Origin of the sequence: Azorhizobium sp. AG788 (assembly GCF_004364705.1) — a bacterium.
In the GTDB taxonomy this organism is placed as follows: Bacteria; Pseudomonadota; Alphaproteobacteria; order Rhizobiales; family Xanthobacteraceae; genus Azorhizobium; species Azorhizobium caulinodans.
Genome location: NZ_SOBM01000001.1, coordinates 640,619 through 660,032 on the forward strand (window position 1 = coordinate 640,619; position 19,414 = coordinate 660,032).

Consider the following 19,414-nt stretch of genomic DNA (forward strand, 5'->3'; position numbering starts at 1 on the left):
CGTCCGGCGTTGCCGGGCCGGGGAGGGACAAAACGCAAAACACCCGCGCGGCAGCGGCCACGCGGGTGTCTGGCTCAACTCGAATTTATCGGCCGACGGGTCGGCCCTCAGCCTCAGCGGCCGGCGGGACGCGGCTTGGAGGGCAGCAGGCCTTCACGCTGGGCGCGCTTGCGGGCGAGCTTGCGAGCGCGACGAACGGCTTCCGCTTCCTCGCGGGCGCGCTTCTCGGACGGCTTCTCGTAGTGGCCACGCAGCTTCATCTCGCGGAAGATCCCCTCGCGCTGCATCTTCTTCTTGAGCGCCTTGAGGGCCTGATCGACATTGTTATCGCGGACGAGAACTTGCACGTGTATCCCTCTTCGAGCTGTTGCGCCGAGCGAGCGTCAATAAAATCTGGGATCGAAAGCCTTGGTCCGCAAACGCTTCAGCGCCCGGGGCCAATCTCCCGAAGGAGCGCTTCCATATCAGGGCACGCCTGCCTTGTCCACCTGTGGCGGCAGAGAATCCGATCACGCTTTCGAGGCGCCGCATTGCATTGCTGGCTCTTGATCCGCTGACGGTCGTCTCAGGGGCGAGGGCCGGCGTTCCAGACCCCTGAAAGCAGAACGGCGCCCGAAGGCGCCGTTCCAAGATCACTCAAAGAGTCTCTCGCCCAAACAGGGCTCACTCGCCGAACAGCTTGCGCTGCCACCAGCCGGTGCGCGGCTTGGCGGGCGGGGCGGCTGGCGCTGCAGGCGCCTCTTCCGCCTGCGCCACCGCCCGCTCGACCGGGGATTCGGGGGCGGCCTCCACCGGCTCGGACGCGGGTTCCGCGGGAGCCTGCGGCGCCGGAGCGGCCTCGGCGGGCGCGGAGCTTGCGGCGCCGCTCACGGGTGCCTTCTCGCGCACCGTGGACCGGCGACGGGGGGCCGGGGCGGCAGGCGCCTCGGGCTCGGCAGCGGGCGCCGGCGCCAGAACCTCGGGAACTACGACCGGCTCCGGCAGCGGGGCATCGGCGGTGACGGGGGGCTCGTGGGAGCTCGCTTCGTGGGAGGGGGATTCGCTCGAGGTGGCCTCGATCTCCGCGAAGGTCTCCTGGCCGGGGAAGCTCAGCGCGCGCGCCGGCTCTTGGCCGTCGCTCTCGAGGCCCTCGCCTTCCGCGCTCTCGCCATCGGCTTCGGCGTCTGCGGAGGTCTCGTCACCGGAACCGGCCTCGCCCTCGCGGCGATTGCGGCGACCGCCACGGCGGCCGCGGCGGCGGCGGCGGCGCTCGGCGCTGTCGGCCTCTGAGCGGTCCTCGCCCTCGGCCCGGGCTTCGTCGGCGCCCTCGCCGGATGCGGATTCGGTCTCGTCATCGCCCTCGGCGCCGTCCTCGTCGGAGCCGTTGGCGTCATCGGCGCGCGATTCGCGCTCGCCCCCCCGCCGACGGCGGCGGCGGCGACGCTTGCGCGGCTGATCGTCGCCGCGCTCGGACGCGACGGCCTCGCCCTCGCTTTCGTCCTCGGCTTCCGCCTCGGCGCTCTCCTCCAGTTCCTCCTCATCGTCCTCATAATCCTCATCCGGCAGGATGGAATCGGGATGGACGGCGGAGCTGAGGCGCGGCGCGGGCGCGGGCGGGGCGGCGATCTCGCCCTTCTCGATCAGGAAGGGCTGGTGTCCGGTCACGCTCTCGTCCGCCTGGACGATGAGGGTGACGGAGAAGCGGTCTTCCAGCTCGCGCAGGTGCGCGCGCTTGTGGTTGAGCACGTAGAGCGCCACCTCGCCGCGGGTGCGGGCGATGAGATTGTGGCTGGCCGAGCGCAGGAGCTGCTCTTCCAGCGCGCGCAGCAGCTGGAGCGCCACCGAGGCGGCGGAACGGACATGGCCGGTGCCGCCGCAGACGGGGCACACCTCGATGGAGCTTTCGAGCACGCCAGTGCGGATGCGCTGGCGGGACATCTCCATGAGACCGAAGTGCGAGATGCGGCCCACCTGGATGCGGGCGCGGTCGTTCTTCAGGCAATCCTTGAGCTTGCGCTCCACCGACCGGTTGTTGCGCTTCTCCTCCATGTCGATGAAGTCGATGACGATCAGGCCCGCGAGATCGCGCAGGCGGAGCTGCCGGGCGATTTCCTCGGCGGCTTCCATGTTCGTCTTGAGCGCGGTGTCCTCGATGTGGTGCTCGCGCGTGGCGCGGCCGGAGTTCACGTCGATGGAGACCAGGGCCTCGGTCGGGTTGATGACGATGTAGCCGCCGCTCTTGAGCTGGACGACGGGCGAGAACATCGCGTCGAGCTGATGCTCCACGCCATACTTGGCGAAGATCGGCTGCGGCTCGCGATAGGCAATGACATTCTTCGCATGGCTCGGCATGAGCATGCGCATGAAGTCGCGGGCTTCCTGGAAGCCCTCCTCGCCGGCCACGTGAATCTCGTCGATCTCCTTGCTGTAGAGATCGCGGATCGCGCGCTTGATGAGGGAGCCTTCCTCATAGACGAGGTTCGGCGCGCTGGAGGTCAGCGTCAGCTCGCGCACCGTCTCCCACAGGCGCAGGAGATATTCGAAGTCGCGCTTGATCTCCACCTTGGTGCGGTTGGCGCCAGCGGTGCGCAGGATGATGCCCATCCCTTCGGGCACCTCCAGCTCCTGCACCACTTCCTTCAGGCGCTTGCGGTCGACCGCATTGGTGATCTTGCGCGAGATGCCGCCGCCCCGGGCGGTGTTCGGCATGAGCACCGAGTAGCGGCCGGCGAGCGAGAGATAGGTGGTGAGGGCGGCGCCCTTGTTGCCGCGCTCCTCCTTGACCACCTGCACCAGCATCACCTGGCGGCGGCGGATGACTTCCTGGATCTTGTAGGTGCGGGCACGACGCTGGGGCGCGCGCTCGGGCACCTCCTCCAGCGCGTCGTCGGAGCCCATCTGCTCCACGCCCTCGTCTTCCTCTTCGCCGTCCTCGCTCTCGCCGTCCGTCTCATCCTCGACGGGCTTGCGGTTGCGGTGGCGGGAGCGGCGGCGGCGGCGATCCTCGCGCGGCGCGCGCACGGGCTCGGCTTCCGCCTCGACTTCGGCGCCTTCGCCCTCGGCAGCGTCCGCCTCGGAGGCGCCGACGTCCGTGGCCTCTTCACCGGCGTCGTTGGCCGCAGAGGCTTCCGGCGCTTCGGACCCGGTGGCGGGCGCCGGCTCGACCGGCTCGCTCAGCACGGCGTCGCCCGAGGCCAGCATGGGCTTCGATTCGACTTCGGCGGCGGCGGCCTGCTCGGCCTCAACCTGGGTCTCGGCTTCCGGCTGGACGGGCTGCTCGGCGGGCGCGGGCAGGGCTTCAGCCGGCGCCTCGGGGGCAGCGGCCTCAGGCTCGGCTTCAGCCGCGGACTCCGCGGCGTGGCTCACCACCGGCGCATCGGCCTCGACGCCATCCTCGGCGGCAGCGATGTGGGCGACGTCGGTCTCGCGGGGCAGCGTCTCCGGGTCGAGCGGCTCGACCTCGGCGTCCTCATCCTCGTCCTCGTCGTCCTCCTCGTCGGAGAAGGAGGAGATGATGGTGCCGTCCTCGATGGTGTCGATGACTTCCTCGTCCTCGACTTCCTCGACGTCGCTGTCCTCGGCTTCCTCGTCGGCGGCCTCGACCTCGGGGGCGGCGGCGCGCTTGTGGCGGGACCGCTCGCGGCGGCGCTCGCGGCGCTCCTCCTCGTCCTCGGCGGCGCGGGCGGCGCGCTCCTCTTCCTCGATCAGAGCCTGACGGTCGGCGACGGGGATCTGGTAGTAGTCGGGATGGATCTCGCTGAAGGCGAGGAAGCCGTGGCGGTTGCCGCCATATTCGATGAAGGCCGCCTGGAGCGAGGGCTCCACGCGCGTGACCTTGGCGAGATAGATGTTGCCGCGCAGCTGCTTGCGGGATGCGGACTCGTAGTCGAATTCCTCAACCCGGTTGCCGCGCACGACCACCACCCGGGTCTCCTCCGGGTGGGTGGCATCGATAAGCATCTTGTTTGCCATGGAAATCTCTCTTCGCGGCGTCGGAGCGCGTGCGCTTCCATGGGCGCCGGGGCAAGGCCCGCGACCCGTTCAGACACCGGATGTGATGGCGGAAAAGGACAGAGGATCGGCAGCGCGCAGGCGTCCTCACGACACCTTCGGCATCGGGCCACACGGGAGCACGCTCGGCGTGCTGTTCGTGCGATAGAACGTCCATGCCCTCGGCTACTCGTCCCTCAGCGAAACATGGGGACGGACCCGTGTCCGACCCAAGCACATGGCTGCTTGTCCCCTTGTGATCGGGGCAGTCCTCGGCATCCGTGCGACCTAACAGCCCATCCCTCGAACCGGTACCGTGCCCGCGCTTGCGTGGGGCCGGTGGGCCGCGAAGCGCGCTTTCACGCCTTCGCCGCAGACGGCCTCCCGCGGAGCGCCTGCGCTGGAAGGGTCGCGTCCCGGGGAAGGGCCGCGCCCATGGGAAGCTGCGGTTTCAGGAAGGCCAGAGGCGAATTCCGGAGCGCAAACCATATGCGTTTTCTTCATACTCGCCCCGCGCCATCTTTGGCAAGGATGATGCACGCGCCGTGGGCTGCCAGCTTGTTAGGCAGAGACGCCGTGAACAGCCTCGCGACGGCTTTGTCCGCCACGACTTGCCGCATGGCGGTTGTGTGGTAGCGGCGCCACAGCTTCCTGCCGGGAACGGGCGCGGGATCAACGGTGAGTTAACGCCGACGCCCGTATCGAGTAGGACTATCGCAGCGGATACGGAAGGTCGAAGTGCCGACGCTCCAGCGTTCTCCTCTTCCCGTTCTGGCCTGCGGCGCCCGGCGTCGCGCGGGAGCGGCGATCTCGTCTTCCGGTATCAAGATCCCGACGTTTCGTTCCGGTTCTGTGCTGGCGATATTTTTTGCAGCGGCCTTCGCCTGGTCCGCCCCGGCCGCATGGGCGGGCGAGGCATCGGCGGGCGCTGCTCCGGCCAAGGTCGAGGCCAAGCCTGATCCGTTGAAGGTCGCCGCCCGTGCCGCCTCATCCGGCGCCCCGACCTCGGGTCCGGCCACCGCGCAGGAGGTGCGTCTCGCGGGCGACGACCAGCGCACGCGCCTTGTGGTGGATCTGAGCCGGCCGGTGGAGTTCCGCGCCTTCACGCTGGCCAATCCCACCCGCGTCATCGTCGATCTCACGGACGTGACCTTTGCCTTCAAGGCGGACAATCGCGACCTGCGGCGGGGCCTCGTTTCCGCCTATCGCTTCGGCGTCTTCGCCCCCGGCAAGGCGCGCATGGTGCTGGACGCCTCCGATCCGGTGCTGGTGGACAAGGCCTTCGTGCTTCCCGCGCAGGACGACCAGCCGGCCCGTCTGGTGGTGGAACTGGTGAAGACCGATGCCGATACCTTTGCCCGCTCAGTCGCCACCGCTACCGAGCTCGCGCCGCCCCCGGCCGCCGACAGCGCGCCGGCTGCGCCCGACGACCGCCGGCCGGTGGTGGTGATCGACCCCGGCCATGGCGGGCTCGATTCGGGCACGACGGGCTATTCCGCCTTCACCGAGAAGACCATCGTGCTCGATGTGGCGCTGGCGCTCCGGGACAAGCTGGAGCGAACCGGGCGCTACCGGGTGGTGCTGACCCGTTCCACCGACGTCTTCGTGCCGCTGGGTGAGCGCGTGCGGATCGCACGCAACAATCGCGCGGCTCTGTTCGTCTCGATCCATGCGGATGCGCTGGCGCAGGGGGACGGGCAGGCGCGCGGCGCCAGCGTCTATACCCTGTCCGATCAGGCGAGCGATGCGGACGCGGCGCATCTGGCGGAGAAGGAGAACAAGGCCGACGCCATCGCGGGCATCGATTCCTCCGACGAGAGCAGCCAGGTGGCGGACATCCTCTTCGACCTCGCCCAGCGCGAGACCAAGAGCTTTTCCATGCTGTTCGCGAAAACCCTCGTCGGGACCATGAAGACGGCGGCGCGCCTCCACAAGTCGCCCATCAAGTCGGCGGGCTTCCGGGTGCTGAAGGCCCACGATGTCCCGTCCGTGCTGGTGGAACTCGGCTACATGTCGAGTCCGGAAGACCTGAAGCACATGACCTCGGGGGCGTGGCGCGACAAGATGGCCGACGCCATGCAGACCGCCATCAACGACTTCTTCGCCAGCCGTGTCGCCGGTGCCGCACCAGCCGCCGTGCCCCAGTGAAAGCAGTGGATTGCCGGCACACGGTCCCGACAGCGTTACCGTCTTTTAATCCGGCTGTGGCTTCGCCCGGCCGCGATTGGCCGTGAAGCAGCCACAGTTCGCCAACATAGCCTAGGGATACGCATTGCGTTAAGGATGGCCCGCGCGGCGCCGCCTGGAACAGGCGTGCCCGTGGGTATCTTGTCGCCATTGGTCTGTTCGGCCGCCTCCCACAGGGGCCGGCTGTCGGGGAGGGAGCCGGCGAAATGCGGCTGGTGTTGAGGTTCTTCGGCTTCCTGTTTGCTCTCGGCACGCTGGCGCTCCTCGTCGGTGCGGCCGGTGCCACCTATTTCGTGTGGAAATATTCCCAGGACCTGCCGGACTACACCCAGCTTCAGAATTACGAGCCCCCGGTGATGACCCGCGTCCATGCGGGCGACGGTTCGCTGGTGGCGGAATACGCCCGACAGAAGCGCCTGTACGTCCCCATCCAGTCGGTGCCGAAGCTCGTGGTCGAGGCCTTCCTCTCGGCCGAGGACAAGAATTTCTACGAGCACGGCGGCATCGACCCCACCGGCATCTTTCGCGCCGGCATGTTCTATCTGCAGAACCTCGGCACCAGCCGCCGTCCGCAGGGCGCCTCCACCATCACCCAGCAGGTGGCCAAGAACTTCCTCCTGACCAACGAGGTCTCGATCGACCGCAAGATCAAGGAAGCCCTGCTGGCGCTGCGCATCGAGCGTACCTATTCCAAGGACCGAATCCTGGAGCTGTACCTGAACGAGATCTATCTCGGCTCCGGCTCCTACGGCATCGCCGCCGCCGCGCTGACCTATTTCGACAAGTCGGTCGAGGATCTGAACATCCAGCAGGCGGCCTATCTCGCGGCCCTGCCCAAGGCGCCGTCCTCCTATAATCCCTATCGCAACACCGACCGTGCCATCGAACGCCGCAACTGGGTGATCGATCGCATGGCCGAGAACGGCTACATCACCGCCGCCCAGGCGGAGACGGCCAAGAAGAGCCCGCTCGAGGTCACCCCGCGCCCGACCGGCGCCCACATCTTCGCGGCCGAATATTATGCCGAGGAAGTGCGCCGCCAGATCTACGAGCGCTATGGCGAGACCAAGCTCTATGAGGGCGGCCTCTCGGTGCGGACCGCGCTCGACCCGCGCCTCCAGTCCATCGCCAAGAAGACGCTGATGGACGGCCTCATCCGCTTCGACGAGCAGCGCGGCTGGCGCGGCCCGGTGACCAAGATCGAGTTCGCCGGCGACTGGGGTCCCAAGCTCGCCGAGGCCAAGACCTTCTACGACATCCCCTGGAAGCTCGCGGTGGTGCTGGACGCCGGCAAGGACACCGCGCGCATCGGCCTCCAGCCGCCCAAGGACCGCTCCGGCGGCATCTCGAGCGCCCGCGACGTGGGCCTCATCAATCTGGACGGCGTGAAGTGGGCGCGCTGGGTGAAGGGACCGGATGCCGGCCGTGCCGTCTCGTCCGTCTCGCAGGTGCTGAAGACCGGCGACGTCATCTATGTGGAGGCCATTCCCGGCAAGGACGGGCAGTATCGCCTGCACCAGATCCCGGAGATCGAGGGCGCCATCACGGTGATGGAGCCCCGCACCGGCCGAGTGCTCGCCATGGTGGGCGGCTTCTCCTACGATGAGAGTCAGTTCAACCGCGCCACGCAGGCGCTGCGCCAGCCCGGTTCCTCCTTCAAGCCGATCGTCTATTCCGCCGCGCTGGACAATGGCTACACGCCCTCCACCGTGGTGCTGGACGCGCCCATCGAGATCGACCAGGGGCCCGGTCTCGGCGTGTGGGCGCCGGAGAACTACGCCAAGAAGTTCTACGGTCCGCAGACGCTGCGCTTCGGCCTCGAACAGTCGCGTAACGTGATGACCGTGCGCCTCGCGCAGGACATCGGCATGCCGCTCATCGCCGATTACGCCAAGCGCTTCGGCGTCTATGACGACATGCTGCCGGTGCTCTCCATGTCGCTGGGCGCGGGCGAGACCACGCTCATGCGCATGGTCGGCGCCTATGCGATCATCGCCAATGGCGGGCGCAAGGTGACGCCCTCGCTCATTGACCGCGTGCAGGACCGCTACGGCCACACCATCTTCCGGCATGACGAGCGCGAGTGCCGCGGCTGCGACGCCACCTCCTGGCAGAACCAGCCCGAGCCGACCCTGCTCGACCGCCGCCCGGTGGTGCTCGACGCCATGAGCACCTATCAGATCACCGCCATGATGGAGGGCGTGATCCAGCGCGGCACCGGTACCGCGCTCAAGGATCTCGGCCGCCCCGTCGCCGGCAAGTCCGGCACGACCAATGACGAGAAGGACGCCTGGTTCATCGCCTTCACCCCCGACATGGTGGTGGGCATGTATCTGGGCTACGACCGCCCCCGCGCCATGGGCAAGGGCTCCACCGGCGGCGTGCTCACCGCGCCCATCGTCCGCGACTTCATGAAGAGCGCGCTGGGCGACAAGCCGGCCGTTCCCTTCCGCGTGCCGCCGGGCATCAAGCTGGTGCGCATAAACCCGAAGACCGGCCTGCGCGCGGGTCCGGGTGAGGCGTCCATCCTCGAAGGCTTCAAACCCGGCACCGCCCCGCCCGACAGCTATTCCGTCATCGGCACCACGGACGCCTCCATCGGCGTCACGCCGGAGGCGGATCGGGCGGTGCGCTCGGGCACGGGCGGCCTCTACTGACCTGCCCCTTTGACGTTTCGACCGGGAGGTCCGCCGTGTGCGGGCCTCCTTGTGCTTTATCCGGCGCGCCACGGTGCCGGGCGTTTACACAGCGCCCCGTCGCCGCTACGTTCCGCCGCCCAAATCCGGAGTTAGGTAAGCCATGCGTGCGGAGCTCGCCGCGAAAGTCGACGAGATCAATGCTTCCGTTGATCTGCTGCGTCAGCATCTCAACGTGGACCGCTCGCGCCGGCGCCTCGCGGAACTCAACGCCATCGCCGAGGACCCCACCCTGTGGGACGATCCGGAGCGGGCGCAGAAGATCATGCAGGAGCGCACCTCCCTGGAGGATGCGCTGAACGCCATCGACCGCATCACCCGCGATCTCACCGACAATATCGAGCTGATCGAGCTCGGTGAGGCGGAAGGCGACGAAAGCGTGATCACGGAAGCCGCCGGGGCGCTCGATGCCCTCAAGGCGGAACTGGCCCGGCGCGAACTCGACGCCCTGCTCTCGGGCGAAGCCGATTCCAACGACACCTATCTGGAAGTCCATGCGGGTGCGGGCGGCACCGACAGCCAGGACTGGGCCGAGATGCTCCTGCGCATGTACCGGCGCTGGTGCGAGCGGCACGGCTTCAAGGTGGAACTGGTGGACGAGTCCGCCGGCGAACAGGCGGGCCTCAAGTCCGCGACCATCATCGTGAAGGGCCACAACGCCTATGGCTGGCTGAAGACCGAGGCCGGCGTGCACCGTCTGGTGCGCATCTCTCCCTTCGATTCCAATGCCCGCCGCCAGACCTCCTTTGCCTCCATCGACGTCTATCCGGTCATCGACGACCGCATCGTGGTGGAGATCAACGAGAGCGACGTGCGCGTGGACACCATGCGCTCCGGCGGCGCCGGCGGCCAGCACGTGAACAAGACCGAATCGGCGGTTCGACTGACCCACATTCCCACCGGCATCGCCGTGGTCTCGCAGGGCGACCGGTCCCAGCACAAGAACCGCGCCACCGCGTGGAACATGCTGCGCGCCAAGCTGTTCGAGATGGAGCTGAAGAAGCGCGAGGAGGCCGCCGCCGCCGAGCAGGCCGCCCGCACCGACATCGGCTGGGGCCACCAGATCCGCTCCTACGTGCTCCAGCCCTATCAGCTGGTGAAGGACCTGCGCACGGGCGTCACCTCGGGCACCCCGCAGGAGGTGCTCGACGGCGATCTCGATCCCTTCATGGAAGCGGCCCTCGCCCAGCGCGCCTATGGCGGCGGCCCGGGCCAGGTCGAGGACGTGGAGTAAGTCGTCCCGAGCGGACGGCGCCCCATTGAGAGCGCCGTCCGGTGTGGGGCGCGCAGTGCCTGAGCCCTTACCGCTTGCCGTTCACGCCGGCAGGGGCGCGGCCTGCCGGGCCAGCAGCTTCCAGCTGCCGTCGGCCTTCTTCCAGACCTGAAGCACCTTGATGTGCGCGGTGCTGGTCTTGCCGTCCGGCAGATTGTTCACCGCATCGAAGGTGTGGCGCACCACGGCCACGTCCCCGACGATCTGCACCGTCTGGTCGCTGAGATTGATGGACTTGAAGGCATTCTTGCCGTCGAGGCTGGCCACGAAGGCCGCCTTGTCCTCCAGTCGCGCGTTGGAATGGCCGTAGGTCAACTGGTCGAGGGTGAGGGCTTTCAGCTTGGCCCCGTCGCCGGACAGCATGGCATCCTTGAGAGCCGTGACAGCGGTCTCCACCTGACGGGTGTCATCCTCTGCCGCCAGCGCCATCGAGACCGGCAGAACGGCGGTGGCCACGAAGGCGGCCGCGGCGGAACGCAGAACCAGCCGGCGCGACTGGCCGGGCATCATCTCGTTGTTCATGTTTCCTCCCGTTCGTCACTTGGGCGCCGTCATGAAATGCGGGCTGTGACTGTATGGTAGCATACCAGTTGGGAGTGGCCTGCCAAGCGCGCGGGTTGGTCTGAACTTCAGCAGATCGGGTGAGCCCCTTTCCGCTTCCGCTTCATCTGTCTCGATCGGCAGCATATGCCGTCTGGGCCGCAGCCTCGGTCTGCCGGTATCGAATGTTCCTCCAGCCAAGCGATCCAAACCGCCAACTCGTCTGCCGTGACCGGAGAGCGCCTGTGGCCGCGCCGGGCGGTCATTTCCAGTCGTGAACTGATGATGCTGGGTGGTTCCTTGTCGGGTCCAATGCGCCAGAAACGCTCGAAAACAAGAACGTTCAAGCAACTGAGATCTCGCGCCTTTTGAGACGGGTCGTGACTACAGTTTTGGACCTGAACGAAGGAGTTCCCAACCGGCCGATATATGTTGTCCGGATGGCAGCAGGCTCCGGGCTTCTTGCCCTGGAAGTCCGGCGCATCCCAGTATTCGCTGAATGTCATTTTTCCGCTGACGATGCCGCCCCAGACGACGGCGTGCGGGTTCCTGCGAAGCCCAGATCCGGCATAGGCAACGACCAGATCACCGATCTCCGCGCGCTTGCGAATCTGCGGCTTGCAAATGGCGAGCGTCGCTGCGGGAGCGTCATAGTTGGGCGCCTTGCCCGCGTCCGTCGTGATCACGTACTGCCAGAGCTGCATCGCCGCATTCCCCCCTCTGCGCACGGCGGTAGGGTGATGCGGCGACGCTGTTCATGCAAGCTCAGTCCAGCGCCTGCGCGGCCTTCAGCACGTCCTCGGCGTGGCCGTCCACCTTCACCTTCGGCCAGACCTGCGCCACCTTGCCGTCGCGGCCGATGAGCAGCGTCGCCCGCGACACGCCCATGTAGGTCTTGCCGTACATGCTCTTCTCGGCCCACACGCCATAGGCCTCCAGCATCGCGTGGGTTTCGTCCGAGCCGAGGGGAAACTCCAGCGTGTATTTGGTCTTGAACTTGTCCTGGGCCTTCACCGCATCGGCGGAGACGCCGAGGATGGCGGTGTCGGCGGCGGCGAATTCGGCGCGCAGGCCGTTGAAGGCGATGGCTTCCTTGGTGCAGCCGGGCGTGTCGGCCTTCGGGTAGAAATAGAGCACCAGCTTGCGCCCGGCGAAGTCCTTCAGCGAGACCTCGCCGCCCCCGTCGCGGGGCAGGGTGAAGGCCGGAGCCGGGGTGCCGATGGCGGGGATCTGTGACATCTGCCTTCCTTTCGACGTGACCACGTCATAGAGGCGCATACGATGAGACCTGCGGATCGGATCGGCAAACCGTGAGCCCGGCTGTGCGGCGCCGGACACAGTGCGATGCGGACGCGGGCGCGAAGCGTGCGCGCCTGTCCCTTTGTGGGGACATGTCCTTGCTTCGAGGACCGGATTGGTCATTCTGCCTGCGGTCCGACACGGGGCACGGGGGCGTGCCAGGGTGCTGCCGGAGGATGCGGAAGGCATGAGCGAAGACCGGGGGCAGTTGAAGCCGGCAGTCCGAATGCCGCGCCGGTCGCGCCTGCATGGCCTCGCGGGTGCGCTGATTCCGCGTTCGCGTCCGGCCCGCATTGCGACCGGCCTCTTTCTGGGTCTCATCGGCATCGCCGGCCTTGCCGCGCTCGTGCTCTATTTCCTGATCGCTCAGGGGGTCGTCACCGCCAACCTCGCGACTCCCTATATCGAGCGCGCCATCGAGGAGCGGCTCGACGGCAAGTACAAGGTGCGAATCGGCTCGACGGCGGTGGAGACCATGAGCGGCGGCGCCACGCTGGTGATCGCCCGCGACATCTCCGTCACCGAGCCCGACGGCACCGTGGTGGCGAGTGCCCCCAGCGCCGAGGTCGAGCTTGATGGCAGCCTGCTCACTCTCTCGCTGAAGGCCCGCCGCTTCGATCTCATCGGTGCGGAAATGACCCTGCGCATCGGCGCGAAGGGTGAACTGGCGGTGGCCGCCGGCAAGGGCGCGCGTCCCATTTCCGCGGGTGCCGCACCGGTGGAGCCCGGCGGCAACGCGCCGCCCGTCGTCCCGCAGGCGCAGCCATCGCAGGTCCCAGCCGCGCCGGGTGCCGTCCCCGGTTCTGTTCCCGCGCCGCAGGCCGCCGATCTCGGCGGCGATCCCCTCGTTCTGCGTGCGCTGGCGCAGGGCCTCAATGCGCTGGAGAGCAACGGCTTCGATGGCGGTGCCCTCTCGGACATTGGCCTCAAGAACGGCAGCCTCGTGGTGCAGAACGAGGCCACCGGGCGGCAGATCACCTTCGACAACATGAGCATCCGCCTCGGCCGCACGGCGGAGGGCGGGGCGACCTTCACCTTCACCTCGCAGCAGCCGCACGGGCTCGCCACGCTGGTCGCCACCATCGCGCCGGCGCGCAACGGCGAGCGGCAGATCGATTTCGAGCTGAAGGACGTCTCGACACAGGATCTGGTGCAGGCCTTCAGCCAGGACCTGAAGCGCTTCTACATGGACACGCCGCTCGGCGCCTCCCTGCGGGCCCGGATTGCCACCGACGGCCGGGTGCTGGCCGCCGAGGCCAACGTGGTGCTGGGCGCGGGCGAGATCGGCAACGGCGAGGAGCCGGAAGAGCGCTTCGTCATCGACCGGGCGGAAGCCCGTCTCACCCTCGATCCGGCAAAGCGCGTCATCGTCGTCGAGCCTCTGATGGCGGTGAAGAACCAGAACCGGATCGCGCTCAAGGGCCTCATCGCCGTTCCGGCGCTGGCGGCCCAGCCCTGGCCCTATGCCATCTCTCAGGTGGGCGTGGTGCTGGCGGGCCCCGAGATGCCGGACCCCGCGCTCGTCTTCACCGGCGTCACCATCGCCGGCCGCTTTACGCCGCCCGACCGGAAGCTGCTCATCGATCAGGGCGAACTGACGAGCGCCGTGGGCAGCCTCAGCTTCACCGGCCTGTTCGATTTCGGCGTGGACGTGCCCTACATCCAGATGAAGGCGACGGGCTCGCGCATGCCGGCCTCCACCGTCAAGCGCTTCTGGCCGGTCACGCTCGCGCCCCCGGCGCGGACCTTCGTCATCGAGAATGTCCCGGCCGGTATGGTCGAGGGCACGACCGTCACCGTGAAGATGGCGCTCGACCTCATCGGCCAGAAATCGGTGCCGCTGCCGGACGATGCGGTGCGCCTTGAAATGAACGCCAGCGCCGTGACGCTGCGCCCCGTGAAGGGCCTGCCGCCGGTCTCCAACGCCAAGCTCAATATCGTGGTGACCGGCCGCACGGTGCGGGTGAACATTCCCGAGGGCACGGTGGTGACGCCGCAGAACCGGCGCCTCGCCCTGTCCGAGGGCGTCTATTACATGCCCGATTATTTCCCGCGCGAGCCCAGCGGCCTCGTGAAGGTGAAGTTCGACGGCCCTGCGGATGCGGCCATCGAAATTCTCGGCATGGACCCCATCAAGGGCTCCGAGGGGCAGGCTTTCGATCCCTCCACCACGCGCGGCAAGGTGTCGGCGCTGCTGCAGGTGAAGATCCTGTTCCGCAAGGTGCCGCAGCCGGGCGACGTGGACTATTCGCTGGAAGCCAAGCTCACCGATTTTGGCGTCGACAAGATTTTCCAGAACCAGCGCCTGGAAGGGGCGAGCGTGGACGTCTTCGCCTCGCCCGCGGGTGTCCAGTTGCGGGGCGACGGCAAGATCGCGGGCGCGCTGGTGACGTTCGATTACAACAAGCGCAAGGACAAGGCCGATTCGGACGTGCGCGTGAACGCGACGCTGGACGACGGCTCACGCCAGAAGCTCGGCCTCGACATTCCCGCCGTCACCGGCCCCATCGCGGTGAAGCTGGTGGGCACAACCAACAACACCCAGACCAAGGCCGCCATCGAACTCGACATGACGGCGGCCCGCATCCTCGATCTGGTGCCGGGCCTCAGCAAGCCGGCGGGCGATCCGCTGAAGGCGAAGTTCAATTCCAACGACGCCGGCAAGAGCCTGAAGATCGACGACCTGACCCTTGAGGGCTCGGGCACCTACATCCGGGGCTCGATCGAATTTTCCGACGATAACCAGATCCTCTCGGCGAACTTCCCCAGCTTCCAGTTGAGCGACGGCGACAAGGCGAGCCTGAAGGCGGACCGCTCGGGCGACGTGCTCAAGATCCGCATCTCCGGCGAGGTGATGGATGCACGCGGCATCCTCAAGAGCCTCGTGAGCACGCCCTCCGGTGCCAAGAACACCCAGAAGACGCCGGACGTGGACGTGGAGGCCAAGATCGGCGCCGTGACCGGCAACAATGGCGAGGTGCTGCGGCAGGTGGACCTCGCCATGGGGCGGCGCTCCAGCGAGCTGCGCTCGTTCGCGCTCACCGCCAAGGCCGGGCGCGAGGGCACCCTGGCGGGCGAGATCCGCAACTGGGGCGACACCCCCCGGCGCGCGCTCTATGTGAGCACGTCGGATGCGGGCGCCGTGCTGCGCTTCCTCGACATCTACAAGAAGATCCAGGGCGGCACGATGTGGGTGATCGTCGATCCCCCGCGCGGCGACAACGCCCCCCAGAACGGCGTCATCAACGTGCGCGACTTCGTGGTACGCGGCGAGCCGGGCCTCGACAGCCTGAGCCAGGCGGCCCGCGACAGCTCGGGCCGTGTGGAGCAGGGCACCGCCGTGTTCGAGAAGGCGCAGGCGCAGTTCACCCGCACCACCGGCAAGATTTCCTTCCGCGACGGCGCCATCTGGGGACCGGTGGCGGGCGCCACCTTCGACGGCACCATCGATTTCGCCGCCGAGCGCATCAACATGCGTGGCACCTACGTGCCGGCGTATGGGCTCAACAACCTGTTCAGCAAGCTGCCCATCCTCGGCAATATCCTCGGCGGCGGGCCGAACGAGGGCCTCGTGGGCGTGACATTCGAGGTGGCCGGTCCCATGGCCGCGCCGGCCCTGCGCATCAATCCGCTCTCCGCCGTGGCGCCGGGCTTCCTGCGCAAGATGTTCGAGTTCCGAAGCTCCACGGAGACCGCGCCGGCCCCGTAGAGCGGGCCGGGATGTTCGTATCCCTTATTATAGTAACGATGGACGCTGAAGGATCGGCTCTGCTAAATCTCCCGTTGCGGAAGTTTAGGGAGAAGTTCCAGATGCGTTCTCTTGTCATCGCCTCCATGGCGCTTGTGCTCGTCGGTGCGGTTTCTCCGGCGCTCGCCAAGGGGCCGGGCAAATATGCCGTGCAGGGCAACAATTCCGAGGACAAGTCGTCCTACAAGGGCACCGCGACCATCACCAAGACGGGCAAGGATTCCTTCCGCGTGGTCTCGGTGATCGACGGTGACAAGTTCGATGGCTACGGCATCGGCGACGACGACCTCATCGCCGTGACCTTCACCGGCAACGGTTCCACCGGCGTCGCGCTCTACGTGGCGCAGGACGACGGCAGCTACAAGGGCATCTGGGCCTTCAAGGGCGACAGCAAGATCAGCACGGAGCAGCTCACGCCCGCAAAGTGAGCGGGGCGACCGGTCCTGCTCCTGAAACGCGAACGGCGGGCCGATGGCCCGCCGCTCCTATTTTGAACGTCGTCTGTCCGCTCACACGGGGCGGACGAGGACGTGCTTCTTCTTGCCCATGGAGAGCTTGATCACGCCCTCGGCGGTGAGGTCACGCTCGCCCAGCACCAGCTTCTCGTCGGTGACGGTGGCGTCATTCACCTTGAGGCCGCCGGACTTGATCTGGCGGCGCGCCTCGCTGGTGGAGGGCACGAGACCGGCGGTCACGAAGGCGCTGTTGGCGGCAAGACCCGCCTTCAGCTCCGCCGCCGGGATCTCGATGGTGGGCAGGTTGGTGGAGAGGGCCCCTTCCTCGAAGGTGGCGCGGGCCGTGGCCTTGGCCTCCTCCGCAGCGGCGCGGCCGTGCAGCAGGGCGGTCGCCTCGGTGGCGAGCACGTCCTTGGCGTGATTGATCTCCTGGCCCCCGAGGGCTGCGAGACGGGCGATCTCGTCCAGCGGCAGCTCGGTGAAGAGCTTCAGGAAGCGCTCCACGTCCGCATCGCCGGTATTGCGCCAGTACTGCCAGTATTCGTAAGGCGACAGCAGCGCCGCATCGAGCCACACCGCACCGCCCGCCGTCTTGCCCATCTTGGCGCCGGAGGAGGTGGTCAGCAGCGGGGTGGTCAGCGCGAACAACTCGGCGCCGTGCATGCGGCGGCCCAGCTCCATGCCGTTGACGATGTTGCCCCACTGGTCGGAGCCGCCCATCTGCAGGGTGCAGCCGTGGCGCTTGTTCAGCTCCACGAAGTCATAGGCCTGCAGGATCATGTAGTTGAATTCGAGGAAGGTGAGGGGCTGTTCGCGCTCCAGCCGCAGCTTCACCGAATCGAACGTCAGCATGCGGTTGATGGTGAAGTGCGGCCCCACCTCGCGCAGCAGGGGGATGTACTTCAGCTCATCCAGCCAGTTCGCATTGTTCTCCATGATCGCGCCGCCATCGAAATCGAGGAAGCGGGCGAACACCTTGCGGATGGAGGCGATGTTCTCGTTGATCTGCGCATCGGTGAGCATCTTGCGCGCCTCGTCCTTGCCGGACGGGTCGCCGATCTTCGTTGTACCGCCGCCCATGAGCGCGATGGGCCGGTGCCCGGTGCGCTGGAGCGTGCGCAGCATCATGATGGAGAGCAGATGCCCGGCATGCAGCGAGGAGGCCGTAGCATCGAAGCCGATATAAGCGGTGATCGGCCCTTCGCTCGCCTTGGCGTCGAGGCGCTCGAGATCCGAGCACTGGTGGATGTAGCCGCGCTCTTGGAGCGTGCGCAGGAAATCGGAGCGAAGGGTGGTCATGTCGATCTGTTCGGATGACGGAAAGGAGCGGTGATGTAACAGGTCTTCGCCGGGAATGCACCGGGCGGAGCGGGAAGGGTGCCATGCGGGGGACAATGCGGGCGATCGGATTGATGAGTGGCACCTCCATGGACGGCATCGACGCCGCCCTCATCGAGACCGATGGCGAGACCGTCGCCTGGCTGGGATCGGCCCTCACCATCCCCTATGGCGCCGAGACCCGCGCGCTCCTTGAGGGTGCCATGGCGGATGCGCGGGGTGTGAACGCCCGCACCGACCGGCCCGGGCGCCTCGCGGAAGCCGAACGGCGCATCACCACCCTCCATGGTGCGGCCGTGCGGGCGCTGCTGGACAGCCTGCGCCTCACACCCGCTGACATCGACGTGGTGGGCTTCCATGGCCAGACCGTGCTGCACCGGCCCGATGCCGCTCTTACGGTGCAGATCGGGCTCGGGCAGGCGCTGGCTGACGATCTGCGCATTCCCGTGGTTGCGGACCTCCGCGCTGCCGATGTGGCGGCGGGCGGGCAGGGGGCGCCGCTGGTGCCGGTCTTTCATCAGGCGCTGGTGCGCGGGCTCGACCTGCCGCAGCCGGTGGCCGTGTTGAACATCGGCGGGGTGGCCAATGTGACGGTGCTGGAGGCTGGGGCCGACCCCATCGCCTGCGACACCGGCCCCGGCAATGCGCTGCTCGACGATTTCATGGCCGAGCGCACCGGCCGGCCCTATGACGACGATGGCGCTTCTGCCGCGCGCGGCCAGGTGGACGAAGCGGCGGTGGCCGAGGTGCTGGCCCATCCCTTCTTCGCCGCGCCGCCCCCGAAATCCCTCGACCGCAATGAGTTCCGCGCCTTCGTGACCGAGGGCCTGCATCTGGCCGGCGCGACCACGGAAGATGGAGCGGCAACGCTGACCGCGCTGACCGCGGCGAGTATCGCTGCGGTGGTTCCCCTTCTGCCTCAGGCCCCGAAAAGCTGGATCGTCGCCGGCGGTGGGGCGCGCAACAGCACGCTGCGGGCCATGCTGGCGGAGCGCCTCGGTGTGCCGGTGCTGGTGGCGGAACAGGTGGGCTGGTCGGCGGACGCGCTGGAAGCGCATGCCTTCGGCTTCCTCGCCGTACGGTCGCTGAAAGGGCTGGCGCTGACCTTCCCCACCACGACCGGCGCGCCGGAGCCCCTGACGGGCGGCGTGCTGTTCCAGCCCCGTCCCTGAAACGCGAAACGCCGCGCCCCCGGAGGGACGCGGCGTTCCGTTAATGGATCGAAGCCGGAAGCCTCAGGCGGCGCTGTCCTTACGGGTGCCGGGCAGGCGCTTGTCGAGATAGGTGCCGACCACGCCCATCAGTTCCTCGGTCTTGCCGTCGAAGAAGTGGTTCGCGCCGGGGATGATCTGCTGTTCGATCACGATGCCCTTCTGCGTCTTCAGCTTCTCCACCAGCGTCGCCACGGCGGTGGTGGGCACCACCGCATCCTTGTCGCCATGGACGAACAGCCCCGAGGAGGGGCAGGGCGCGAGGAAGGAGAAGTCGTAGAGGCTGGCCGGGGCGGCGATGGAGATGAAGCCCTCCACCTCCGGACGGCGCATCAGAAGCTGCATGCCGATCCAGGCGCCGAAGGAGACGCCGGCGATCCAGCAGGCGCGCGCGTCCGGGTTCACCGACTGCGCCCAGTCGAGCGCGGCGGCGGCATCCGCCAGTTCGCCGGTGCCGTGGTCGAACGAGCCCTGGCTGCGGCCGACGCCCCGGAAGTTGAAGCGCAGCACGGAGAAGCCGCGGTTCACGAACTGGTAGTAGAGGTTATAGACGACCGGATTGTTCATCGTGCCCCCGAACTGGGGGTGCGGATGAAGGATGATGGCAATCGGCGCGTTGCGGGTCTTTGCGGGCTGGTAGCGACCCTCGAGCCGCCCTTTTTCGCCAGTGAAGATGACTTCGGGCATGGACGTGCGCG

12 protein-coding genes and 1 pseudogene are annotated in these 19,414 nt (G+C 67.6%); 6 read left to right on the plus strand and 7 right to left on the minus strand.

The genetic code is table 11. The annotated features are described in order from the left end of the window. Nucleotides 1-113 precede the first annotated feature (113 nt). Together rpsU and DFO45_RS02935 are read right to left on the minus strand one after the other, a co-directional pair. Nucleotides 114-347 (minus strand): 30S ribosomal protein S21, encoded by a 234-nt coding sequence (gene rpsU / locus DFO45_RS02930; protein ID WP_012172151.1) that lies wholly within the window; start codon nt 345-347, stop codon nt 114-116. Nucleotides 348-663: 316 nt separating this feature from the next. Next, nucleotides 664-3,951, minus strand: a complete 3,288-nt coding sequence (locus tag DFO45_RS02935) for a ribonuclease E/G (RefSeq protein WP_133863672.1) — start codon at nt 3,949-3,951, stop codon at nt 664-666. Between the two features lie 870 nt (nt 3,952-4,821). On the opposite strand from DFO45_RS02935, the gene DFO45_RS02940 reads away from it, so the two are divergent. The 3 genes from DFO45_RS02940 to prfB all read left to right on the plus strand — a co-directional run bounded on the left by DFO45_RS02940 (nt 4,822) and on the right by prfB (nt 10,086). After that, nucleotides 4,822-6,117: an N-acetylmuramoyl-L-alanine amidase gene (locus tag DFO45_RS02940; RefSeq protein WP_245517931.1), complete on the plus strand. Its 1,296-nt coding sequence runs from the start codon at nt 4,822-4,824 to the stop codon at nt 6,115-6,117. A gap of 245 nt (nt 6,118-6,362) precedes the next feature. Then, nucleotides 6,363-8,813, plus strand: a complete 2,451-nt coding sequence (locus tag DFO45_RS02945; protein WP_012172148.1) for a penicillin-binding protein 1A — start codon at nt 6,363-6,365, stop codon at nt 8,811-8,813. 142 nt (nt 8,814-8,955) lie between these two features. Then, the gene (gene prfB / locus DFO45_RS02950; RefSeq protein ID WP_012172147.1) at nt 8,956-10,086 is read left to right on the plus strand and encodes a peptide chain release factor 2; all 1,131 of its coding nucleotides are present in this window, start codon (nt 8,956-8,958) and stop codon (nt 10,084-10,086) included. A gap of 81 nt (nt 10,087-10,167) precedes the next feature. On the opposite strand, the gene DFO45_RS02955 is transcribed toward prfB, so the two are convergent. The 3 genes and pseudogenes from DFO45_RS02955 to DFO45_RS25475 form a co-directional block, all read right to left on the minus strand. After that, nucleotides 10,168-10,647, minus strand: coding sequence for a nuclear transport factor 2 family protein (locus tag DFO45_RS02955; protein ID WP_208299732.1), 480 nt, complete (start codon nt 10,645-10,647; stop codon nt 10,168-10,170). Nucleotides 10,648-10,754: 107 nt separating this feature from the next. Beyond that, a complete protein-coding gene (locus tag DFO45_RS02960) occupies nt 10,755-11,369 on the minus strand; it encodes a hypothetical protein (protein WP_133863673.1) in 615 nt (204 codons plus the stop codon). Nucleotides 11,370-11,430: 61 nt separating this feature from the next. Further along, nucleotides 11,431-11,874: pseudogene (locus DFO45_RS25475) on the minus strand (peroxiredoxin); the annotation flags it as partial. A 277-nt stretch (nt 11,875-12,151) separates the two neighbouring features. Between DFO45_RS25475 and DFO45_RS02970 the strand changes: the two are divergent. Both DFO45_RS02970 and DFO45_RS02975 read left to right on the plus strand, forming a co-directional pair. After that, on the plus strand, nt 12,152-15,673 hold the full coding sequence (locus DFO45_RS02970; RefSeq protein WP_133863674.1) for an AsmA-like C-terminal region-containing protein: 3,522 nt from the start codon (nt 12,152-12,154) through the stop codon (nt 15,671-15,673). Nucleotides 15,674-15,774: 101 nt separating this feature from the next. Then, the gene (locus tag DFO45_RS02975; protein WP_133863675.1) at nt 15,775-16,140 is read left to right on the plus strand and encodes a hypothetical protein; all 366 of its coding nucleotides are present in this window, start codon (nt 15,775-15,777) and stop codon (nt 16,138-16,140) included. 81 nt (nt 16,141-16,221) lie between these two features. Here DFO45_RS02975 and tyrS read toward each other — a convergent pair whose 3' ends face one another. Continuing rightward, nucleotides 16,222-17,466 (minus strand): tyrosine--tRNA ligase, encoded by a 1,245-nt coding sequence (tyrS, locus tag DFO45_RS02980; protein WP_133863676.1) that lies wholly within the window; start codon nt 17,464-17,466, stop codon nt 16,222-16,224. 95 nt (nt 17,467-17,561) lie between these two features. On the opposite strand from tyrS, the gene DFO45_RS02985 reads away from it, so the two are divergent. Next, nucleotides 17,562-18,677, plus strand: a complete 1,116-nt coding sequence (locus DFO45_RS02985) for an anhydro-N-acetylmuramic acid kinase (RefSeq protein ID WP_133863856.1) — start codon at nt 17,562-17,564, stop codon at nt 18,675-18,677. Between the two features lie 63 nt (nt 18,678-18,740). Here the strand turns inward: DFO45_RS02985 and DFO45_RS02990 are convergent, their stop codons facing one another. After that, entirely contained in the window at nt 18,741-19,403 is a 663-nt protein-coding gene (locus tag DFO45_RS02990; RefSeq protein WP_012172140.1) for an alpha/beta hydrolase, read from the minus strand. Nucleotides 19,404-19,414 lie beyond the last annotated feature (11 nt).

Excerpts from the sequence above, each read along its gene's own strand:
- DFO45_RS02990 (WP_012172140.1), bottom strand. The coding sequence starts at position 19,403 with ATGCCCGAAGTCATCTTCACTGGCGAAAAAGGGCGGCTCGAGGGTCGC.
- DFO45_RS02945 (WP_012172148.1), top strand. The coding sequence starts at position 6,363 with ATGCGGCTGGTGTTGAGGTTCTTCGGCTTCCTGTTTGCTCTCGGCACG.
- DFO45_RS02955 (WP_208299732.1), bottom strand. The coding sequence starts at position 10,647 with ATGAACAACGAGATGATGCCCGGCCAGTCGCGCCGGCTGGTTCTGCGT.
- tyrS (WP_133863676.1), bottom strand. The coding sequence starts at position 17,466 with ATGACCACCCTTCGCTCCGATTTCCTGCGCACGCTCCAAGAGCGCGGC.
- DFO45_RS02935 (WP_133863672.1), bottom strand. The coding sequence starts at position 3,951 with ATGGCAAACAAGATGCTTATCGATGCCACCCACCCGGAGGAGACCCGG.
- DFO45_RS02970 (WP_133863674.1), top strand. The coding sequence starts at position 12,152 with ATGAGCGAAGACCGGGGGCAGTTGAAGCCGGCAGTCCGAATGCCGCGC.
- prfB (WP_012172147.1), top strand. The coding sequence starts at position 8,956 with ATGCGTGCGGAGCTCGCCGCGAAAGTCGACGAGATCAATGCTTCCGTT.
- DFO45_RS02985 (WP_133863856.1), top strand. The coding sequence starts at position 17,562 with ATGCGGGCGATCGGATTGATGAGTGGCACCTCCATGGACGGCATCGAC.
- DFO45_RS02975 (WP_133863675.1), top strand. The coding sequence starts at position 15,775 with ATGCGTTCTCTTGTCATCGCCTCCATGGCGCTTGTGCTCGTCGGTGCG.
- DFO45_RS02960 (WP_133863673.1), bottom strand. The coding sequence starts at position 11,369 with ATGCAGCTCTGGCAGTACGTGATCACGACGGACGCGGGCAAGGCGCCC.